Origin of the sequence: Bradyrhizobium sp. CCBAU 45384 (assembly GCF_028128665.1) — a bacterium.
Classification (GTDB): Bacteria; Pseudomonadota; Alphaproteobacteria; order Rhizobiales; family Xanthobacteraceae; genus Bradyrhizobium; species Bradyrhizobium manausense.
The window spans coordinates 304,894-324,986 of record NZ_LBIZ01000114.1; the positions used below are offsets into that span (position 1 = coordinate 304,894).

Sequence of the window (20,093 nt, forward strand, 5' to 3'; positions counted from 1 at the left end):
GATCCAGATCAAGCCCCGGCGAGGACACGGCGGGGTCTATGAAACGATGAAGGATTTACGCCCCGTAGTGTCGACATGAGCACCTTGAACATTGCCGCCGGCGCGGTCCGCCGCGACGAAACGGTCGAGATTGTCCTGCTGCTGGCCTTCGCCGGCGGCTTCATCGATGCTTACACATGGATCATCCACGGCGTGTTGGCGAACGCCCAGACCGCCAACGTGATCTTTCTCTGGGTCAACGCCATGGCCGGCGATTGGACCAAGGCACTGCATTTCGTGCCGCCCATCCTGGCCTTCACCGCCGGCATCGTCATGGCCGCCTGGCTGCGCCGCGTGGCCGGCGAGCGGGCCAGTGCGCTCAGCGTCCTGGTCGAGATAGTCTTCTTGATCGTGATCGGAATCTTGCACAACAGGTTGCCGGATGTTGCCGGAACGCTCGGCATTTCCATGGTCGCGGCCATGCAATCGGCCATATTCATCAAGGTCGAAGGCGCAGCCTGCAGCACGGTCATGATCACCGGGAACATGCGTCAGACCATCGAGAACCTCTTCGCGGTCGCCTACGGAGGTGCCCCGCTGGGGACGCTGCGCAAGTCGGCAACCTTCTTCGCGCTATGCGCGCTGTTCGGCTGCGGCGCAGCCGCCGGGGCTTTCGCCACCGGGACCATTCCCAGCCTCGCGCTCGGCATTCCCGTGATCGCACTCCTGATTGTCCTGCTGCGCTGCGAAGCCACACCACGCGAGGTGGTCACATGAATGCGCCATCCGAATCGAAATGGACGCGGTTCTTTCCACCGGCCGGCTGGCTTGCCGCCTATCGTCGCGAATGGCTTCCCTCCGATGCCGTCGCCGGCGTCACACTCGCCGCTTACGCCATTCCGGTCTCGCTGGCCTACGCCGCACTTGCCGGCCTGCAGCCGCAGATCGGTGTCTATGGCTATATGCTCGGCGGCATTGGTTATGCCTTGCTGGGGACTTCGCGGCAGTTGGCGGTTGGCCCGACCTCGGCGATCTCGCTGATGATTGCCGCGACCGTCGGCACGCTCGCCGGTGGCGATGCCGTGAAGTATGCGCAGATTGCAAGTCTCGCGGCTTTCGGCGTTGCCGTGCTCTGCTTCATCGCCTGGCTGTTCAAGCTCAGCGTGCTGGTCCGGCTCGTCAGCGACAGCATCCTTGTCGGATTCAAGGCGGGGGCGGGGCTTACCATCATCATGAGTCAGTTGCCGAGCCTTTTCGGCGTCGCCGGCGGCGGACACAATTTCTTTGACCGTGCCTTCAAGCTGGTCGGTCAGCTCGGTCATCTCGATCTCCTGGTGCTCGCGATCGGTGCTGTCGCCCTCCTGCTGCTTCTGCTCGGCGAGCGGCTATGGCCTGGCAAGCCGGTCGGTATCACCGTGGTGGCGATTGCGATCGCGGTGGCGACGATATCAGGCTTTCCCGGCCTCGGTGTGCCCGTTACCGGGAAGATCCCGGAAGGGCTCCCGGCGCTGGGCATGCCGACGTTCGGCCTGCTTGAGTTCGACGAATTGTTTCCGCTCGCCGCCGGCTGCGTGCTCTTGGCTTACATCGAGGGCGTTTCGGCGGCGCGGAGCTTTGCGGTCAAGCACGGCTATCCGCTCGACGTCCGCCAGGAATTTTTGGGGCTGGGCGCCGCGAACCTCGCGGCCGCCTTCGGCCATGGCTATCCTGTCGCCGGCGGCTTGTCGCAATCGGCGGTCAATGACAGCGCCGGGGCGCGAACGCCTCTGGCGCTCGTCATCTGCTCGGTCACGCTCGGGCTCTGTCTTCTGTTCTTCACGGGGCTGCTGACCAACCTGCCCAAGGCGGTGCTCGCGGCCATCGTCTTTGCCGCGGTCTACAAGCTGGTCGATATCCGTGCGCTGGTGCGGATGTGGCAGGTGAGCCGGATCGACTTCTATGCTGCGTCGATCGCCCTGATCGCTGTGCTGTTGCTCGGCATCCTCCAGGGTGTCCTGCTGGCCTCGGTCGCGTCGATCTTCCTGCTGCTGGCGCGCGCCTCGCGGCCGAACGTCGCATTTCTCGGCCGCTTGCCGGGCAGTGGCCGCTATTCGGACAGTGCGCGGCATGCGGATGTCGAGCCGCTTGCTGGAATCATCGCGTTTCGCCCCGAGGCGTCGCTGCTCTACATCAACGCGGAAACTATCCTGGATGCGGTCCTGACCGCGCTGCGAAGTTCGCCGGGCATCCATCTGGTCGCCTGCGACCTTTCGGCGTCGCCCACGATCGATCTGGCGGGCGCGCGCATGCTGCACGATCTCTGCGACGAGCTTGCCGCACGCCGGGTGGGCCTCTGCATCGTCGGCGCGCATGCGCAGCTTCGTGACCTCCTGCGCGCCGAGGGGCTCAGTGAGAAGACCGACAGCAGTCAGTGGCTGCGCTCGCTCGACAGCGTGCTCGGCGAAAGCACAGGCGGTCCGGCTCAGCGAACGGCTTGACGAGCTTGTTGCAATGCGAACGGCATAGCGCCTGCCGAGAATGCGCGCGACCGTTGACTTGGATCAATGGAGCGACAGGCGCGCAAAGCACGATCCCGCATCACCTTTTGCCTGTCAGGATCGGGAGAGACATATGTCCAAGGACACCAAGGCGGCGCAGAAGCGCATCGACCAGTTCTTCTCCGGTCCCGGCGCGCGGGCGGACGATTGGCGTGATCTGGTCGAGGCTGCCAAAGCCTGGGCGCGCGGCGGCGATCGCGCTGCCTATGACGAGGCGCTGGCCAGTCTGTCGGTGACGGAAGAATTCCACGGCTATCCCGGCCTGCAATTGATGGCGGCCCTGCGCGAAGCAGCATCGTCAGGCGATGCGGCCGCGTCGCGGTCGCTTGCGACCCGGATCACTCAGGCGTTGGCCACGCGATCGTTCCGCCAGCATGCCGGTGATTGGAATGCGAAGGATGACGGCAATGGCGATGCGCCCGAACTGATCTCGCCCACCTTCGCCGGGCATAAGGCGCGCCGACCCTATTTCGAGACTTTGATCGTCACCGGCATATCGTCCAGCCAATGGCCGGCTCTTGCGGCCGAATGGCGCAAGCTGCGCCGTCCGGAGGATGGCTTCATCTACGAACCCGTCATCGTCGGCAGTCTGGAAGACGCGTTCTGCGCGACCATGCTCAACCCGAATCTGGGGGCTGTCGTCATCAACGAGGGCTTTGGCCTTCGTTCGCGGCACGACGCGCCGGTCCTCCGTTCGCTAACGGCCATGGCCGGCCTCAAGGATGAATCCGATGCGTCCGCCTTGCGCCTCGCCCAGATCATCAAGCGCGTCAGGCCAGAGCTCGACATCTACATGATCTCGAATCGGGACGTCGAAGAGCTTGCCGGCAATCCTGAAACCAATGTCGTTCGCCGGATTTTCTACTCGGTGGAAGAGCTGTTGGAGCTGCATCTGTCGATTCTCGAAGGCATCCAGGATCGCTACGACACGCCGTTCTTCGACAATCTCAAGAAATACGCGCAGCGCCCCATAGGCACCTTCCACGCGCTGCCGATCGCCCGCGGCAAGTCGATCTTCAAATCCGACTGGATCCGCGACATGGGCGAGTTCTACGGTCCGAACCTGTTCCTCGCCGAGAGCAGCGCAACCACTGGCGGTCTCGACAGCATGCTGGAGCCGACTGGCAACATCAAGAAGGCCCAGGAAAAGGCGGCGAGGGCGCTTGGCGCCGACCGCGTCTTCTTCGTCACCAACGGCACCTCGACCTCGAACAAAATGGCGGTGCAGGCGCTGCTCGCGCCGGGCGACATCGCGATCGTCGATCGCAACTGCCACAAGTCGCACCATTACGGCATGGTGCTCGCCGGTGCGCAGCCGCTCTATGTCGAAGCGTTCCCGATGACGGAATATTCGATGTATGGCGCGGTGCCGCTGAAGACGATCAAGCAGGCGCTGCTCAACGCCAGGGCCGAGGGCCGGCTCGATCGCGTCAAGATGCTGGACCTGACCAACTGCACCTTCGACGGCCACATCTACAACACCCGCCGGGTGATGGAGGAATGTCTCGCCATCAAGCCGGACCTGATCTTCCTGTGGGACGAGGCCTGGTTCGGCTTCGCGCGTTTCTCGCCGTTCCTGCGCCGCCGCACCGGCCTCGGCGCCGCCAACGAGATCGAGGCGTGGATGCGCGATCCGAAGTCGGTCGATGCCTATGAGAAGCAAAAGGCGCAGCTCGGCAAGAACCCGACCGATGAGGTGCTGCTCAGCACAAGGCTCGTTCCCGATCCGCGCCAGATTCGCCTGCGGGTCTACCAGACCAACTCGACCCACAAGTCGATGTCGGCGATCCGGCAGGGTTCGATGCTGTCGGTCAAGGACGTCGAATTCCACACGGTCGAGCAGCAGTTCAAGGAGGCCGTGTTCACGCATGCCTCCACCAGCCCGAACCAGCAGCTCATCGCCAGCCTCGACATCTCGCGGCGACAGATGGAGCTGGAGGGCTATGGGCTCGTCGCCAATGCGATCGAGATCGCGCTGGCGATCCGCCAGGCGGTCAACAACAATCCGCTGCTCTCAAAATACTTCCGCATCCTCGGCGCCGACGCCATGGTGCCGGCGCAATACCGCCAGAGCGGCTTCACGGATTTTCTCGCTCCCGGCGTGAACTGGGCGAATACGCTCAAGAGCCTGGATGAGGACGAGTTCTGCCTCGACCCGACCCGCATGACGCTGGTGTGCGGCATGGCCGGCTATGACGGTACCCAGTTCAAGGGCATTCTGGCCAACGAGTACAACATTCAGGTCAACAAGACCTCGCGCAACTCGGTCCTGGTCCAGTCCAACATCAACAACACCCGCAGCGATGTTGCGCATCTCATTCGGGTTCTCGCCGAGATCGCAGGCGAGGTCGACCGCGGGCTGCTGCAGGGCGGCGAAAACGCGCGCAAGACCTTCGAGGCGCGCGTCAAGAGCCTGATGAAGGACGTGCCTGACTTGCCGAACTTCTCCCACTTTCATCCGAGCTTCCGCGGCGATTCCGGCACCAAGACCAACGAGGGCGACATTCGCAGCGGCTTCTATGCCGCCTATGACGTCGCGGGCTGCGAGCATATCCGCCTCAACGATCCCGAAATCGACCGTCGGCTGAAGGCCGGCCCCGAGCTGGTCTCGGCGAACTTCGTGATCCCGTATCCCCCGGGCTTCCCGATCATGGTGCCCGGCCAGGTCATCACCCAGGAGACCATCGACTTCATGCGCAAGCTCGATGTGAAGGAAATCCATGGTTACGACGCCAAGGAAGGGCTCAAGCTCGTGCGCACCGAAGCCCTGGCGAAGATCGGCCGGCCCAAGCCCGGCGCGCAGCCGAAGCTCAAGGCGGCTTCATAAGTATCGGAGGGACCGCCATGCAGGGATTTTTCACATTCCTTCAGCAGAACCCGTATCTGCTGCTGTTTTTCACCGTCGGCCTCGCCGTTTGGATCGGTCGGGCCAGTGTCAAGGGTTATGGCCTCGGCATGGTCGCCGGCGCCATTGTGGTGGGTGCCGGCCTCTCGGTTTGGGCGTCCACCTACGGCGTGAAACTCGAGCTCAACAACTTTGCCAAGAGCCTGTTCTACTACCTGTTCATGTATGGCGTCGGCTTGCGTGTCGGCCCGTCCTTCGTCAACAGCCTCGGCGGCGATGGCCTCAAATTCACCCTCCTCGCCGTGGTGTCGAGCGTGATCGGCCTTACTCTCGTCGTGGTCGGCGCAAAGCTCTTCGATCTGCCGGTGGGCGCTGCCGGAGGCATGCTGGCGGGCTCGCAGACCATGTCGGCCGCGATCGGATCGGCCGAACAGGCCGTGACCTCGGGAGTCGTCAAGCTGCCAGCGGGCATGGCTCCTGAAGCGGCTTCGGGCATGATCGCGCTCTCCTACGGCATCACCTACATCTGGGGCACCGTGGGCATCATCCTGATCTGCAAATATCTGCCGCGCTGGTGGGGTGTCGACGCCAGGGCCGCCGCGAAGCAGTATGAAAAGGAATTCGGGGTCAAGGATCTCGAAGGCGGCGGCCTGACCGGCTACCGCCAGTTTGGCCTGCGCGCCTATCGGCTGGAGAATCCCGCAATAGCCGGACTCAGCATTGCCAAGTTCCGGGCGATGAATCCGGAATACCGGATCGTCAATGTCGGGCGCGACGGCGAACCACAAGGCGCCGATCCCGAGTTCGTGCTGCAAAAAGGCGACATCATCGCTCTGGGCGGCTCGACCGAGCACCTCACCGAGAAGATGGGTTTGATCGGCCCCGAAGTGGCCGATGCCCGGACGCTCGGCATCCCCATGGATCAGGCCGAAATCGTGGTCTTCAACAAGGATGTCGTCGGGCGCACTTTCGAATCCTTCCGCGAAACGGCCATCGCTGGCCAGTTGCAGGTCACCAAGGTCGAGCGCGGGGGCGTGCAGATCCCCGCTGGTCTGAAAACCCAGCTGCAGCGGATGGACATCGTCTCGGTGGTCGGCCTGAAGGGGGCCGTGAACGAGCTCGGTGAGATGTGGGGACGCATCGCGCGTACCAACACCTCGACCGACCTGCTGACGCTCTCGGCGGGCATGATCGTCGGCTTCCTGATCGGCATGATCCAATTTCCCGCCTTCGGCGCCAAGATCGGCCTCGGCAATGCCGGCGGCCTGCTGCTGTCAGGCGTCCTGGTCTCATCGATCGTGTCGCGGCTGCGCTTCTTCGGCAACACCCCCAATGCGGCGCGCAACGTGCTCGAGGATCTCGGGCTCGTGGTCTTCGTCGCCATCGTCGGCATCAATGCGGGCGCCGGATTGCTGTCTCAGCTGACGGGCGCGGTGGCCCTGAAAATCTTCATCGTCGGCTTCATCGCCTGCACGATCCCGCCCTTCATCGTCTGGGCGATCGGGTACCACATCTTCAAGATCAATCCGGCCGTGCTGATGGGCGGTGTGGCCGGTGCGCGGTCGCACTCCGGCCCGTGCCGCGAGGCGGCGGTGGAAATCCAGAGCACCGTACCCTGGATCGGATTCCCGGTCGGCTATGCCGTTTCGGGCATCCTGCTCACGGTGTTCGGCTACTTCGCAATGATCTTGGCTCAGTAACTCAGTGTGACTGCAAAGGGGAAACTACTCATGAGAAAGTCTGCAACGCGCCTCGCTCTCGCCGCTCTGCTCGTCGGTGTGGCCGGCTTCGGCACGCCGTCGCGTGCCGATACCGGCCAGGTCGCCGTGGTCTTCACCAAGGGCGGCTTCATCGTCGGCGTCGGCGGCGGGGAGGGCGTGCTGCTCTACAGGGGCCACAAATATCCCTTCACGGTATCAGGGATGAGCGTCGGCTTCACGGTCGGTGCCTCCACGACCAAACTGGTCGGTCGAGCGCTCAACCTGAAGGGGCCGCAGTCGATCGAAGGCTCCTATGCCGCGGGCGGAGCGGGTGGGGCCGTTGCGGCCGGCGCCGGCGCGGTGCAATTGCAGAACGGCAATGGCGTGATCCTTCAGCTCAGCGGACCGAAGGTCGGAGCCGAAGTGTCGGCCGCGGTCGGCGGCGTCACGATCAAGCTGAAATAGCGGGAGCAAGGCTTGCGCAAACAAAACGGGCTGCGTCAATGCAGCCCGTTTTCATGTGGCGATCGTGCACGTCAATATCGCTCCTCGACGAATTTGAGTCCGCGCAGGCTGGCCTGGTCGTTGTAGCGACCCTTGTGGGAGCGCGGCGGCAGCTTGACCTTCTCGCGCTTGATCTTCTTGTAGGGGATCGTCTGCAGGATATGCGAGATGACGTTGAGCCGGGCGCGCCGCTTGTCGTCGGAGCGGATCAGCCGCCAAGGCGCATGCTTGGTGTCGGTCGCCTCGAACATCATGTCGCGCGCGCGGGAGTAATCATACCAGCGGCCAAATGACTCGGTGTCCATCGGGCTGAGCTTCCACTGCCGCAGCGGATCCTCGATCCGCGCCTTGAAGCGGAGCTCCTGCTCCTCCATTCCGACCTCGAGCCACAGCTTGATCAGGATGATGCCGGCGTCCACGGCGAACTTCTCGACCAGCGGGCACAATTCCAGGAAGCGCTTGTGATCGGCCGGCGAGCAGAAGCCCATGACATATTCGACGCCGGCGCGGTTGTACCAGCTGCGGTCGAAAATCACGATCTCGCCGCCGGCCGGATATTGCTCGATATAGCGTTGCAGGAAGAGTTGGGTCTTTTGCCGGTCGGAGGGGGCGGGCAGGGCGCAGACGCGGAAGACGCGCGGGCTGACCTTTTCGGTCAAGGCCTTGATGGTCCCTCCCTTGCCGGCGGCGTCGCGCCCCTCGAAGATGATGATCACTTTCAGTTTTTGGGTCCTGACCCATTCCTGAAGGTGGCAGAGCTCGACCTGGAGCTTTTCGAGCTCCTTCTCATAAGCCTTGCGCTTCATTTTCTCCGCGGGCTCGTTCTTGGCCATGCCTGTCCTTTCGCTGCTAGAGCATGATCCGGAAAGGTGTGAAGCGGTTTTCCGATAGGATCATGCTCAAACAAAGAGCTAAAGCGCGATGTCGATTCAACCGAATCTCATCGCGCCTTAGCGTCGTTATCAGTCGTCCCATGCAATGGTCACGCCGATGTCGCCGGGCATGCCGCCCGGAAACTCGATGACCTGATAGGCGATGCGATAGCCGCGTGGCTGGAGATAGTCCTTCCAGAGCTGGAAGATCTCTTTGGGGATTCCGGTCAGCGTATTCTCCCAACCCTTTTCCATCTGGTTGATGGCGCGCCCCTTGTCGGTGCAGAGCGAGTTGGGAAAGCGATAGACCATCACTTCGGTCAGGCCGTTTCGCACGGCACGCTGGATGATGGTCGCGGCGAGCTTGATCTTCTCCTCCTCGGTCTTGCCGGAGGGCTTGCTCAATCGCTCGATCAGCGCGTGCTTTTCGGCCTCGGCGGCCGCAGCGAGCCGGACATACTCTTCCGCCTTCTCGGCCTCCTTCAGTGCGGCCTCTTTGCGGATCTGCGTCGCACTGGGAATGAGATCGTCAAGCCCGGGCATGGCTGCGGCTCCCTGTGATTGTTCGAACAGCGTTGACCAACGCTAGGTCCGGCGCGCGGCGTTCCCTTGATTCAAATCAAGCAATCTGGGAGGCTAGCCGAACACAGTGCCGCCCAAGGCGTTTCACCGGGAGAGAGGCAATTGGACAATCAGCTCAATCCGATGGCACCGCACCATCTGCCGTTCTATCTCGCGCCGGGGAGCGGGGCCGACACGCTGATGGTGGTGATGGGGATATTCCTGGTCGGCGCCGTGCTGTGGGTCGGCACGCTGTATTGGAAGCTGCACAGCCTGCCCGAGCGGATGGCGCACAAGTCGCAGAAGCTGCAATTCGAGTTCGTTGCCGTGCTCGGCCTGATCTCGCTGTTCACCCATATGCACATCTTCTGGATCGCCGGCCTGCTGCTGGCGTTGATCGATATTCCCGACTTTGGAACGCCGTTGCGCAGCATCGCTGACTCCGTCGAGAAAATTGCCGACGCGACACCGGGAGAAGCGAACGAACCAGCTGAAGCACCGTCGCCGGCCGAAACGCCGGTTGCCGCCAAGGAGAAGGAGCATAGCCATGTTTGAGCTCATGTTCTGCTCGCTCCTCACGATCGTGCCTGATTACCTTTATCGCCGTTATGGCCAGGGCAAGCGCTTTGGCAAGGAGATCACGTTCTTCTCGGTCTGGTATGAGCTGCGCTGGGGCATCACCGGCTGCCTGATGCTGACGATTTCGCTGATCACCATGATCTTTTACTTTCATCCGGCCACGGACTCCGCAACGCTCTATTTCCGCACAGTGCCGATCCTGCCGGAGGGATCGGGCCGGGTTGCCGAAGTAAAGGTCGGTTTCAGCCAGGCCGTGAAGAAGGGCGATGTCCTGTTCACGCTGGATAGCTCCAAGCAACAGGCCGCGTTCGAAACCGCCAAGCGGAAGGTTGCCGAGGTAGACGCAGCGATGCAGACGGCGCAGGCCGACGTAGCCAAGGCGGAAGCGCAAATTGGCGAGGCGAAAGCTAATCTTCAGCAGGCCAAGGATGAACTCGACGTCAAGAGCGAGCTACAGCGCCGCAATCCCGGCATTGTTCCGCAACGAGACATCGAGAAGCTGCAGGTGCTGGTCGATCAGCGTCAATCCGGCGTTGACGCCGCGACCGCCGCGAAAGAGTCCGCAAGCCTGCAGGTCTCAATTCTGCTGCCGGCGCAGAAGGCCAGTGCCGCAGCGGCGCTTGATCAGGCCCAGGTCGATCTCGACAAAACCATTGTCCGCGCCGGCGTCGACGGCCGGGTCGAGCAATTCCTGATTCGCCCCGGCGACGTCGTCAACCAGTTGATGCGACCGGCTGGCGTGCTCATTCCGGAGGGCGCGGGCAAAAAAGTGCTGCAGGCTGGCTTCGGACAGATCGAGGCTGGCGTATTGCAGGAAGGCATGGTGGCGGAAGCCGCCTGCATCTCCAAGCCATGGGTCATCATCCCGATGGTGATCACGACGGTGCAGGATTATATCGCTGCAGGACAGTTCCAAAGCGGACAGCAACTGATTGAGGCACAGAACGCGCCCAAGTCCGGCACGATCCTCGTGTTTCTCGAACCGCTGTACAAGAACGGGCTCGACGGCGTGACGGCGGGCAGCAGCTGCGTCGTCAACGCCTATACCAGCAATCATGAGGAAATTTCCGCGGCGCATACCAGCACCAGCCGGGCCATCGCGCTCCACGTCGTCGATGGCGTCGGCCTCGTGCATGCGATGCTGCTGCGCATCCAGGCCTTGCTGATGCCCATCAAGACGCTGGTCCTGAGCGGTCATTGAGGGCTGGAACAAGGTCGCTTAGGTCTGTCACGCCGGTGCGTCTCCCGCTAGAATTATGAGTCAGAAGCGGCCGAAAAAGGTCGCCGGCGGAGGCGAGATGAGCGGGCGCAAATCCCGGATGTCGGTCAAGCTGGGGCCGGTTTGGCTCTGGCTCAGTCTGTTGCTGGCCGCTCTCTCCGGCAGCGCGGATGCCGCCCAGCGCAGCGCGCGCGGCGAACTCAAGCGTGTGCTCATGCTGCATTCCTTCGGGCGCGAATTCCGCCCCTGGAGCGAGTATGCGCGAAGCATCAAGGCTGGGCTCGAGCAGCGATCGGCTTGGCCGCTCGACATCCAGGAACACACGCTGCTCAGCGCGCGTTTCAACAATCCTGGTCCGGAAGCGCCCTTCGTCGAATATCTGCATTCGCTTTACGAGGGCGCGCCGCCCGACATCGTGTTGAGCATTGGTGCTCCGGCGGCGAGGTTCGCGCAGCGATATCGCGCGAAGCTTTTTCCCGATACGCCGATGGTGCTGACCGTGGTCGAGGAACGGCTGGTGGATCGCGCTGATCTTACCGACAACGACGCCGTTGTGTCGGCCCATCTCGATTTCATGGCGGTGTTTGACAATATCCTGCGCGTCCTGCCGGACACAAGAACCGTCGCCATTGTGATCGGAGCATCACCGCTCGAGAAATTCTGGATCGACGCGTTGAAGCGGGATCTGATCCCGCTGGGCGATCGGGTCGACCTCGTTTGGTATTCGGACCTGCCGTTCGAGGCGATCCTCGCGCGCGCGGCCAGGCTTCCGCCCCATACCGTGCTGTTCTGGGGGCAGATGTCGGTCGACGCCGCAGGCATCGTCCACGAGGGGGACCTCGCCTTGCGCAGCCTGCGCGCGGTCGCCAACGCGCCGATTTTCTCTTACCAGGACCCCTTCTTCGGCGGCAGCACCGTTGGCGGCCCGATGCAGCTCACGGCGGAGATAAGCCGCAAGACGGTCGATGCGGTGATGCGTATTCTCGGAGGCGAGAAGCCGTCTGCCATCACGTACGAGCCGATCGAATTCGGACGGCCGAAATACGACTGGCGCGAATTGCAGCGCTGGGGCATCAGCGAAAGCAGTCTGCCTCCCGACAGCGAGATTCTGTTTCGCGAGGCGACCGTGTGGGAGCGCTATCGCTGGCAGATGCTGCTGATCGCCGCCATCATCCTGATGCAGGCCGGCTTGATCAGTGGATTGTTGCATGAGCGTCATCGCCGCCGGGGTGCGGAGATCGAGTCGCGCCAGCGCCTCGCCGAGCTCGCCCACGCCAACCGCTATTCGGCCGTTGGCGAGTTGACGACCTCGATCGCGCATGAGCTCAATCAGCCGCTGGGCTCGATCCTGACCAATACCGAGACGGCTGAGCTCATGCTCCAGGGCAATTCCCCCGATATCGACGAGATCCGGCTGATCCTCGCCGATATCAGGCGGGACGATCAGCGGGCAAGCGAGGTCATCCGCCGGCTGCGCAGTGTCCTGAAGAAGACGCCGTTCGAGATCAAGGATATCGAGCTCAACGACACGGTCCGCGAAGCGGTCGGCCTCGCCAGGGCCGTTGCCGATGGACGCCGGATCACGCTGACCTGCACGCCGGTGTTGATCGATCTGCACGTCAAGGGCGATCCCATCCAGCTTCAGCAGGTCGTTCTCAACCTGATTATCAATGCGATGGACGCGATCTCCGATGCGAACACCGGCAAGCGTGAGGTCCGCGTCTGGACCGTGCGCGCCGGTCGGGAGGCCGAGGTCAATGTCGTCGATACCGGGCCGGGGGTGACGGCCCCCGATCTCGCCAATGTGTTCGATCCCTTCTTTACCACCAAGCCTCAAGGCATGGGCATGGGGCTTGCGATCGCGAAAACTATCGTCGAGGCCCACCAGGGCACGATCAGCACGACGAACCAGCCGGCGGGCGGGGCACGGTTCACCATCCGCCTGCCACTCCTCCGCTGATCACCGGCATCTGGATCCAATGGTCTGTCGCGTCGCAACAGCGCGGAGGCTCCGTTTCGTTGATCTCGATCAACAAACGCCGATGTCCCGGCCCGATGGTCGCGGGCGGAAAGCTTCGTGGAGGTCGTGATGTTTCGCTGCGGCAAGATCCTGATGGCGCTTGCGCTGGTAATGGCGGTTCCTGCCGCGGCAATGGCTCAAGCTACTACGCCGGCTGCACCGGCTGCGCAGACGCAGCCCGCAACGCCACCAGCCGCTGCCGCCGAGCTGCTGAAACCAGAGCAGCTCGAGGCGTTGGTCGCGCCGATCGCGCTCTATCCCGACGAACTGCTGGCCAACGTGCTGGCGGCATCGACCTATCCGCTCGAAGTGGTGCAGGCCGATCGCTGGCTGAAGGATAACAAGACCCTCAAGGGCGACGCGCTGAAGACGCAGGTCGACAAGCAGAGCTGGGACGACAGCGTCAAGGCGCTCGCCAGCACCGCCGATGTTCTTGCCATGATGAGCGACAAGCTCGAATGGACCCAGAAGCTCGGCGACGCCTTTCTCGCCCAGCAGCCCGACGTGATGGATGCAATCCAGCGTCTGCGCAACAAGGCCTACGACAACAACAAGCTGGTCACCACCAAGCAACAGAAGGTCAGCGTCCAGTCCCAGGAAGGCAAGCAGGTCGTCGTCATCCAGCAGGCGGACCCTGCGACGATGTATGTGCCCTATTACGATCCGGCGACGGTCTACGGCACCTGGCCCTATGCGGAATATCCGCCGTACTACTGGGGCTACCCCTCCTATATCGGTGCGGGCGTGGTCGCAGCCGGCATCGCTTTCGGCACCGCCTGGGCGATCGGGCGCTGGGGCAATTACTGGGGCGGCGGCTGCAATTGGGGTAACCGCAACGTCTACGTCAATCATCGCACCACCAACATCGGCAACGGCTGGCAGCACAATCCGGCGCATCGCGGCGGGGTGCGTTACAACAACGTCAACGTCCAGCAGCGCTTCGGCAACAACAATATCAGGGCCGGCGCGTCGGACCGCATGGATTTTCGCGGGCGCGACGGCAACCAGGTGCTGCGTCCCGGTCAGGGCGGCGCGGGCGACCGTGCAGGCGATCGTGCAGGCGATCGTGTCGGTGATCGGGCAGGCGATCGGGCTGGTGATCGCGCCGGCGATCGTGGCGGCGCCGGTGATCGCGGCGGTGTCGGTGATCGCGGAGATCGTCCGGGTGCAGGCGATCGTGCCAGCGCAGGGACGCGCGATCGGCCTGGCGGTGGTGATCGTGCTGGCGCAGGTGATCGTGCCAAGGGTGGCAACAAGGGTGGCAACAAAGGCGGTGGCGACCGCGCCAAGGCAGCCAACCGTGCCGGCGGCGGTGGTGGTGGCAATCGCGGCGGCGCCATGAACGTCTCGTCCGGCCGGTCGGCAGCCGCGGCATCGGCACGCGGACGCGCGAGTATGGCCAGCATGCCGCGCGGCGGCGGCGGTGGACCGAGCATGGCCGGGCGCGGTGGCGGAGGAATGGCCGCGCGTGGGGGAGGCGGCGGCTTCGGAGGCGGAGGAGGTCGTGGTGGCGGCGGCGGTGGCCGGCGTTCCGATCTCGCGCTCAAGCACGACATCGTCCTGCTCGGCCATCTCTTGAACGGGCTCGGCTATTATCGCTTCAGCTATATCGGCAGCGACAAGGCCTATGTCGGCGTGATGGCGCAGGAGGTCGAGCAGGTAATGCCTGACGCGGTGACCCGGGGCAGCGACGGATATCTGAGGGTCTATTACGAAAAGCTCGGGCTGACATTCCGCACCTACCGCGACTGGCTCGCGGGCGGCGCGAAAATCCCTGCGGAGGTGACGCCATGAACGGCGCGACATGGTTCCATCGTGCGATCATGCCGGGCGTGGTCGTGCTCGCACTGTTCGCCTCGCCGTCATCAGCGCAGGAATCCTACAAGTCCCCGGAGGACGCTGCCGCAGCACTTGCCGACGCAGTCAAGGCGGGCCCGAAAGACATCCTGAAAGTGCTGGGCCGGGCAGCCGCGGACATCGTCTCGTCAGGCGACGAGGTCGCCGACAAGGACATCCGCCAGCGCTTCTCCTCGATGTATGACGCCAAGCATGGCATCAAGGCGGAGGGCAACAAGACCGCGACCTTGTTGCTGGGACCGGATGATTTCCCGTTCCCGATTCCGCTGGTCAACACCAAGAACGGCTGGGAATTCGATACGGACGAGGGCCGCATCGAGGTGCTTCGCCGGCGCATCGGCCGCAACGAGCTCGACGCGATCCAGACCGCGCTCGCCTATGTCGACGCGCAGAATGAATACGCGGACAAGGACCGCGGCGAGGGCGTCGGCGTCTATGCCCAGCGCTTCGTCTCGTCGCCCGGCAAGAAGGACGGGCTGTTCTGGCGCGACGACAGCGATCCGAGCCCGCTCGGCCCCTTCGCGGCAGCTGCTTCGAAGGAAGGCTACGAGGCGAGCGACGTCGGGCCCGCACCCTATCACGGCTACTACTTCCGCATCCTCAAGGGGCAGGGGCGCGATGCGCCGGGTGGCGCGCTCAACTATGTCGTCAAGGGCAAGATGATCGGCGGCTTCGCCCTGATCGCCTGGCCCGCCGAATATGGCAATTCCGGCGTGATGACCTTCCTGGTCAATCATGCCGGCACCGTCTATCAGAAGGATCTCGGCAACCGCACAGAGTTCATCGCCGCGCGCACCACGCTGTTCGATCCCGATCAGACCTGGAAGAAGGTCGATGCCGCAAAACCTTGAATGGCGCAGCGCCGTCCGCCGTCGCGCGTTCCGTCTGATCGCGGTCCTCCTGCTCGCGATCGGGCTGGCAGCGCCGGCGACGCCGTCCTTTGCCCAGGCGGCCGGCCATGTCAGGGTCAAGATCGTCAAGGCCGGCCTGCTGGTCGGTGGCGGCGTCGGCCGCGGTGTGCTGACCTATCGCGGCAAGACCTATCCATTCAAAATCACCGGCCTGAGCCTCGGCATCACGGCCGGCGCCACGGTCGGTCGCTTCGATGGCTGGGCCTCTGATATAAGCGACGTCAGCGACTTCGCCGGCACCTACAGTTCGGTCGGCGGCGGCTTTGCGCTGGTCGGCGGCGTCAATGGCGTTCAGCTCCGCAACGAGAAGGGCGTCACCATCGTGCTGCAGGGCCCAAAGGCTGGGCTCGAGCTTGCGGCCAATATCAGCGAGATCACGATCTCGCTGAGGTGAGCCGCATCGCGCGTGCCATGTGGTTGGCCTCAGGCGATCCTCAACTTGAGCGTCAAAAGTGCTGCTGAACCAAGAGCAACCGCGACGCCAATTGCGCACGCAGTCCATCCCATCAAGTCAAATATCTGTCCGAGCACCGCGGTACCCGTCAAACCTCCGAGGAAATAGCAGGCCAGATAGGTACCGCTGGCGACGCCGCGGTTTTCGGTCGCGGCCTGTCCGACGAAGCTCGTCGCTACCGCTTGAGCGAAGAACGTCCCGACGCCGACCAGGACCATGCCGGTGAGCACCTCGGCAAGATGCGGGCGCAGCATCAAAAGCACGCCGAGCGCCGCGAGGGCGAGCGCGCCCCAGATCGCCGGTCGTGTCCCGATGCTGGTGGCGACCTTGCCGGCCAAAAGGGTGGTGACGATCGAGGGCAGGAAGACGAGATAGACGAGGCCAAGGTCCATCATGCCGAGCGAGAGTGGCGGCCGCACCAGGACGAAATTCACGAAGGTGAAGGTGCCGATGAAGGCGAACAGGATGCAAAAGCCGATGCCGAAGGCCGCGCGCAGCCGTTCATTGCGCCAGTGCGCGAACATGGCGGCAAGCGGCGAGGCGGCCGTGGACATCACATGCATTGGCTGGACGCGATTGATGGTGAAATAGACCAGAGCAGCGCCGGTCAGATTGAGTGCGGCAAAGAAGTAGAAATTCCAGGACAGCCCAAGGCTGTCGGCGACCGCGGCCGAGATCAGTCGCCCGATCAGATTGCTTGCGACATTTCCCGTGATGTAGGCAGCAAAGGCCCCGCCGGCATCCATCGCGCTGCATTGTTCGCCGAGATGAGCGAGCGTCAGCGCAAACGCCGAGGCCATGCACAGGCCTTGCGCGATACGGAGACCCGTGAAGACAGCGAGGTTGGGCGCCACCGCAAGCAGACTGGTCGGGATGGCCAGCAGCGTGAGACTGAGAAGAATGCCAAGCCGCCGGTCGATATGCGGGCTGAAGACACCGACGACGAGGCTTGAGATGGCCATGCCGAAGGTGGAGGCGTTGACCGCAAAGCCCATCGCCGCCGGCGTCACCCCGTAATGGCGTGTCAGGGACGGCAGGATCGCCTGCGTCGCAAAGAGATCGACGACCGTCAGGAATGCGGTCAAGCCGATGACGAGCGAACGGAAGGCGACGCCCGGCGAGGGTCCATGCATCGTCATGGTGGTCGGTCTGATGCGGGCGGACAAATCAGTCATGACACTGCATCTCCTGACGAGAAGGACGATGTGACGCCCGGCACGCGGGGCAGCATGGGGAATTCCGGGCGCCACATCCAGTAACGAGGGCAGGGGCTTGATGCACTCGCTACATATTGTGGTCGTGCTGATCCTTGCGGACGTCGCCGACATAGAGAATGACGGTCTGCTTGCCGAGGTTCTTCCACCAGTGCGAGGTCCCGAAGACTTCAGGCCTGATATCGCCGGCCTTGTGCACGATCGGATCGACGCAGTTGGAGGCGTATTCGACGATCTCGCCCTGCTGCACGAAAATCAGTGCCGGACGGTCGTCATGGCTGTGCCAGGGCACGATGCCGCCGGGTTCGATCGTCAGCTTGCGAAAGCGCAGCTCGCGATCCCTGATGTTGGCCGGCTGCTTCTCGAGGTCGATCGAGCCGAGCGTGACGTCGGTGACGCCGACTGGCTTGTAATCGACCATCTGCCGGGCATTCGGCTTCATCTTGTCGGCCGGGCATTCGCCGGCAGAGGCGGGTTGGATCGCGAACATGACCGCGCCGGCCAAAGCGACGGTGGGCAAGAGGGTAAGCGACAGTCTCGAATGCGTGATCATGGATCGTCTCCGTTGTTGGCCGCAACCGCGAGGGTCATTGGCAATGGCGTCAGGCTCGCCGAAGACGCGCGCTGAATGAAATGCCGTCTCGCTCTCGACGCGATAGCCCCGCGCTATCGCGGCGCGATAGGCAGCGGCTATCGAACCAATCGTGGAATGGCATTTCTACCGGCCGACGATCTGGCGTCGGATGGCAATGCCCCCTTGCAGGGTGGCGCGAACGTCAAAATAATGCGAACCCATGGTACCGGAGCGGAAGATGACGTCGTTGACCCCAACCGATGCAGAACGGCTCAAGCTTGCCTTTCAACGCTGCCGCGACATGGAGGGCACGCTGAACGAGCAGCTTCGTGCCTATGCGGAGGCCGGCCGCGAGATATTCCCCGCTTACGGGGAGGCGGTCGATCGCCTGGTGGATCGATTGAGCCAGAACGGGGGCGGCGAGAACGCGCCGCGTCCGGGCGAGGTGATGCCGCCCTTCATGCTGCCCGACGATCGGGGGCAGCTCGTTGGGCTGCCATCATTGCTTGCGCGCGGGCCTGTGGCCGTGATGTTCTTTCGCGGACACTGGTGTCCCTACTGCCGGTTGAACGTCCGCGCCGTGATCCAGGCGCAGGACCGGATCCGTGCGATGGGCGCGCAGATCGTCGCGATCATGCCGGAGACGCAGGAATATACCGAAAAGTTCATTGCCGATTCGGGCGCGCCGTTTCCGGTGCTCACCGACCTCGACAACGGCTATGCATTGTCGCTTAACCTCGCAATCTGGCTCGGCACCGAAATCCAGCGGTTATTGTCTTACCAGGACATGGCAAAGTTCCACGGCAATGACGGCTGGATGCTGCCGATCCCGGCTGTCTTCGTGGTCGGCCGAGACGGCCTCGTCAAAGCCCGCTTCGTCGACCCCGATTTCCGCAAGCGCATGGAGATCGACGATTTGCTCGCAGCGCTGGAGGGCGCGAGCCGGGAGAATTAGGTCTGCCGCTGCGAAATCCTCTCGGGCAGGACCGCAAGCTCACCCCGCGATCGCCCGCCAATCCGCGCCGCGCAGCATCCGCATCACCGCGTTGGCGACGGCGGTCCGCTGACGGCCGGCGACGCCGTAGAGGTTAACGGTGCGGCGCGCGTCGAGGCCGCTCACAGCGGCGCGCTTGAGGTTGTCGGGCAGCGGTGAGGTGCGCGGCACCATCGCGATGCCGATGTCGGCCTCGACAAGCTCGATGAGGTCGCGCTCGCTGGAGATCTCGTGGCCATGATCGACGTCGATGCCGTGCTCGCGCAAGCTCGATGAGATCCGGCTGGCATGCTCGCAATAGTTTCGGCTCAGCATTTGCTCAGCGCGAAGATCGTCGAATTCGATCGTGCTCTGGCTTGCAAGCCGGTGCCCTTTGCCGATCACGAGGTCGAAATTCTCGGTGAACAGCGGCCAGACGTCGAGCCTCTCCCAGGCCCCGTCGATCTCGGCGGCAATGCCGAGCTCGGCTTCACCCTTCTTGAGATACTCCGCGACTTCGCGGCTTGAGCCACGCAAGAAGCGGAATTCGAGCCGGTTGAACTGCCGCCTGATCTGGTTGAGATGCGGAATGAGCAGTGACAGATCGATGGCATGGGTCAGGGCAACGCGCAGCGCGCCGACTTCACCGCTCTTGAATGAGGAGGCGAGCGATCGTGCTCCGGCGGCGGCCTCATAGCACTGCTTCAACAGCGGATGCATCCGCTGACCGAGCTCAGTCAGCTGTGCGGCCGGCCGCTCGCGGCGAAACAGGTCACCACCAAGCTCGGCCTCGAGCTGCTTGATGGCCCGCGTCAGCGAGGGCTGCGTCACGTTGCATTCCTCGGCTGCGCGCGTGAAGTTCAGCAGTTGCGCTACCGCGAGGAAATAGCGGACCTGGTGCATTTCCATGGATCGGCTCCCAGCAGGATCATGACGGAACTTAGCCGATCGGGACGGGGAAGGACATCCCGCGCCCGATAGCGGGCGCGTATCATTTCGGAAGCCATCCGGCATTTCCCCTTCTTGAGGCCATCGCTCACAATTCGCATCAGTCAGGGGCCCGGCCAGGAGGCCGCCCCGGCGTCATTGGAGGATCGGCCATGAATATTCCCCTCAAGCCGCAAGCGTCCCAGACCGCACGAACACTCGCCGGCAAGGTCGCCCTGGTGACGGGTTCGACCAGTGGCATCGGGCTCGGCATCATCAGGGCACTCGCGGCTGAAGGCGCCGATGTTGTCCTGAACGGGCTCGGCGTCGCCGCGGAGATCGGCAAAGTTCGCGAGCAGATCGCGGC

The 20,093-nt window shown here is 63.4% G+C and carries 17 protein-coding genes and 1 pseudogene; 13 read left to right on the plus strand and 5 right to left on the minus strand.

Annotated elements, in window-relative coordinates; all coding sequences use genetic code 11:
- Positions 1 to 75 precede the first annotated feature (75 nt).
- From XH80_RS27735 to XH80_RS27755, 5 genes are all read left to right on the plus strand, one after another.
- Positions 76 to 756, plus strand: a complete 681-nt coding sequence (locus tag XH80_RS27735; RefSeq protein WP_271601297.1) for a YoaK family protein — start codon at positions 76 to 78, stop codon at positions 754 to 756.
- Entirely contained in the window at positions 753 to 2,456 is a 1,704-nt protein-coding gene (locus XH80_RS27740) for a SulP family inorganic anion transporter (RefSeq protein ID WP_271601298.1), read from the plus strand. Before XH80_RS27735 ends, XH80_RS27740 begins: the two co-directional genes overlap by 4 nt.
- Before the next feature lie 133 nt (positions 2,457 to 2,589).
- Positions 2,590 to 5,343 carry a decarboxylase gene (locus tag XH80_RS27745; RefSeq protein WP_271601299.1) on the plus strand — a complete coding sequence of 918 codons (2,754 nt, stop codon included), beginning with the start codon at positions 2,590 to 2,592 and terminating at the stop codon, positions 5,341 to 5,343.
- Between the two features lie 17 nt (positions 5,344 to 5,360).
- On the plus strand, positions 5,361 to 7,061 hold the full coding sequence (locus XH80_RS27750) for an aspartate:alanine exchanger family transporter (RefSeq protein WP_271601300.1): 1,701 nt from the start codon (positions 5,361 to 5,363) through the stop codon (positions 7,059 to 7,061).
- Positions 7,062 to 7,091: 30 nt separating this feature from the next.
- On the plus strand, positions 7,092 to 7,526 hold the full coding sequence (locus tag XH80_RS27755) for a hypothetical protein (RefSeq protein WP_271601301.1): 435 nt from the start codon (positions 7,092 to 7,094) through the stop codon (positions 7,524 to 7,526).
- Positions 7,527 to 7,597: 71 nt separating this feature from the next.
- Here XH80_RS27755 and ppk2 read toward each other — a convergent pair whose 3' ends face one another.
- Entirely contained in the window at positions 7,598 to 8,398 is an 801-nt protein-coding gene (gene ppk2, locus XH80_RS27760) for a polyphosphate kinase 2 (RefSeq protein ID WP_271601302.1), read from the minus strand.
- Positions 8,399 to 8,527: 129 nt separating this feature from the next.
- Positions 8,528 to 8,980 carry a hypothetical protein gene (locus XH80_RS27765; RefSeq protein ID WP_271601303.1) on the minus strand — a complete coding sequence of 151 codons (453 nt, stop codon included), beginning with the start codon at positions 8,978 to 8,980 and terminating at the stop codon, positions 8,528 to 8,530.
- Between the two features lie 162 nt (positions 8,981 to 9,142).
- Between XH80_RS27765 and XH80_RS27770 the strand changes: the two genes are divergently transcribed.
- From XH80_RS27770 to XH80_RS27795, 6 genes are all read left to right on the plus strand, one after another.
- Positions 9,143 to 9,553 carry a hypothetical protein gene (locus XH80_RS27770; RefSeq protein ID WP_271601328.1) on the plus strand — a complete coding sequence of 137 codons (411 nt, stop codon included), beginning with the start codon at positions 9,143 to 9,145 and terminating at the stop codon, positions 9,551 to 9,553.
- Positions 9,546 to 10,778, plus strand: coding sequence for an HlyD family secretion protein (locus XH80_RS27775; protein WP_271601304.1), 1,233 nt, complete (start codon positions 9,546 to 9,548; stop codon positions 10,776 to 10,778). Before XH80_RS27770 ends, XH80_RS27775 begins: the two co-directional genes overlap by 8 nt.
- 97 nt (positions 10,779 to 10,875) lie before the next feature.
- Positions 10,876 to 12,756 (plus strand): sensor histidine kinase, encoded by a 1,881-nt coding sequence (locus tag XH80_RS27780; protein WP_271601305.1) that lies wholly within the window; start codon positions 10,876 to 10,878, stop codon positions 12,754 to 12,756.
- Between the two features lie 129 nt (positions 12,757 to 12,885).
- The gene (locus tag XH80_RS27785) at positions 12,886 to 14,610 is read left to right on the plus strand and encodes a DUF3300 domain-containing protein (RefSeq protein WP_271601329.1); all 1,725 of its coding nucleotides are present in this window, start codon (positions 12,886 to 12,888) and stop codon (positions 14,608 to 14,610) included.
- Positions 14,607 to 15,524 carry a DUF2950 domain-containing protein gene (locus XH80_RS27790; protein ID WP_271601306.1) on the plus strand — a complete coding sequence of 306 codons (918 nt, stop codon included), beginning with the start codon at positions 14,607 to 14,609 and terminating at the stop codon, positions 15,522 to 15,524. Before XH80_RS27785 ends, XH80_RS27790 begins: the two co-directional genes overlap by 4 nt.
- Positions 15,508 to 15,978, plus strand: a complete 471-nt coding sequence (locus XH80_RS27795; protein ID WP_271601307.1) for a hypothetical protein — start codon at positions 15,508 to 15,510, stop codon at positions 15,976 to 15,978. Before XH80_RS27790 ends, XH80_RS27795 begins: the two co-directional genes overlap by 17 nt.
- Positions 15,979 to 16,007: 29 nt before the next feature.
- Here XH80_RS27795 and XH80_RS27800 read toward each other — a convergent pair whose 3' ends face one another.
- Both XH80_RS27800 and XH80_RS27805 read right to left on the minus strand, forming a co-directional pair.
- Complete coding sequence (locus XH80_RS27800; RefSeq protein WP_271601308.1) at positions 16,008 to 17,213, minus strand: MFS transporter; 1,206 nt, start codon at positions 17,211 to 17,213, stop codon at positions 16,008 to 16,010.
- A 109-nt stretch (positions 17,214 to 17,322) separates the two neighbouring features.
- The gene (locus tag XH80_RS27805) at positions 17,323 to 17,805 is read right to left on the minus strand and encodes a cupin domain-containing protein (protein ID WP_271601309.1); all 483 of its coding nucleotides are present in this window, start codon (positions 17,803 to 17,805) and stop codon (positions 17,323 to 17,325) included.
- A gap of 259 nt (positions 17,806 to 18,064) precedes the next feature.
- Between XH80_RS27805 and XH80_RS27810 the strand changes: the two genes are divergently transcribed.
- Complete coding sequence (locus XH80_RS27810) at positions 18,065 to 18,781, plus strand: peroxiredoxin-like family protein (RefSeq protein WP_271601310.1); 717 nt, start codon at positions 18,065 to 18,067, stop codon at positions 18,779 to 18,781.
- A gap of 39 nt (positions 18,782 to 18,820) precedes the next feature.
- Here XH80_RS27810 and XH80_RS27815 read toward each other — a convergent pair whose 3' ends face one another.
- A complete protein-coding gene (locus tag XH80_RS27815) occupies positions 18,821 to 19,708 on the minus strand; it encodes a LysR family transcriptional regulator (protein ID WP_271601311.1) in 888 nt (295 codons plus the stop codon).
- 191 nt (positions 19,709 to 19,899) lie between these two features.
- Here XH80_RS27815 and XH80_RS27820 point away from each other — a divergent pair.
- Positions 19,900 to 20,093 (plus strand): annotated as a pseudogene (locus XH80_RS27820) (3-hydroxybutyrate dehydrogenase); the annotation flags it as partial.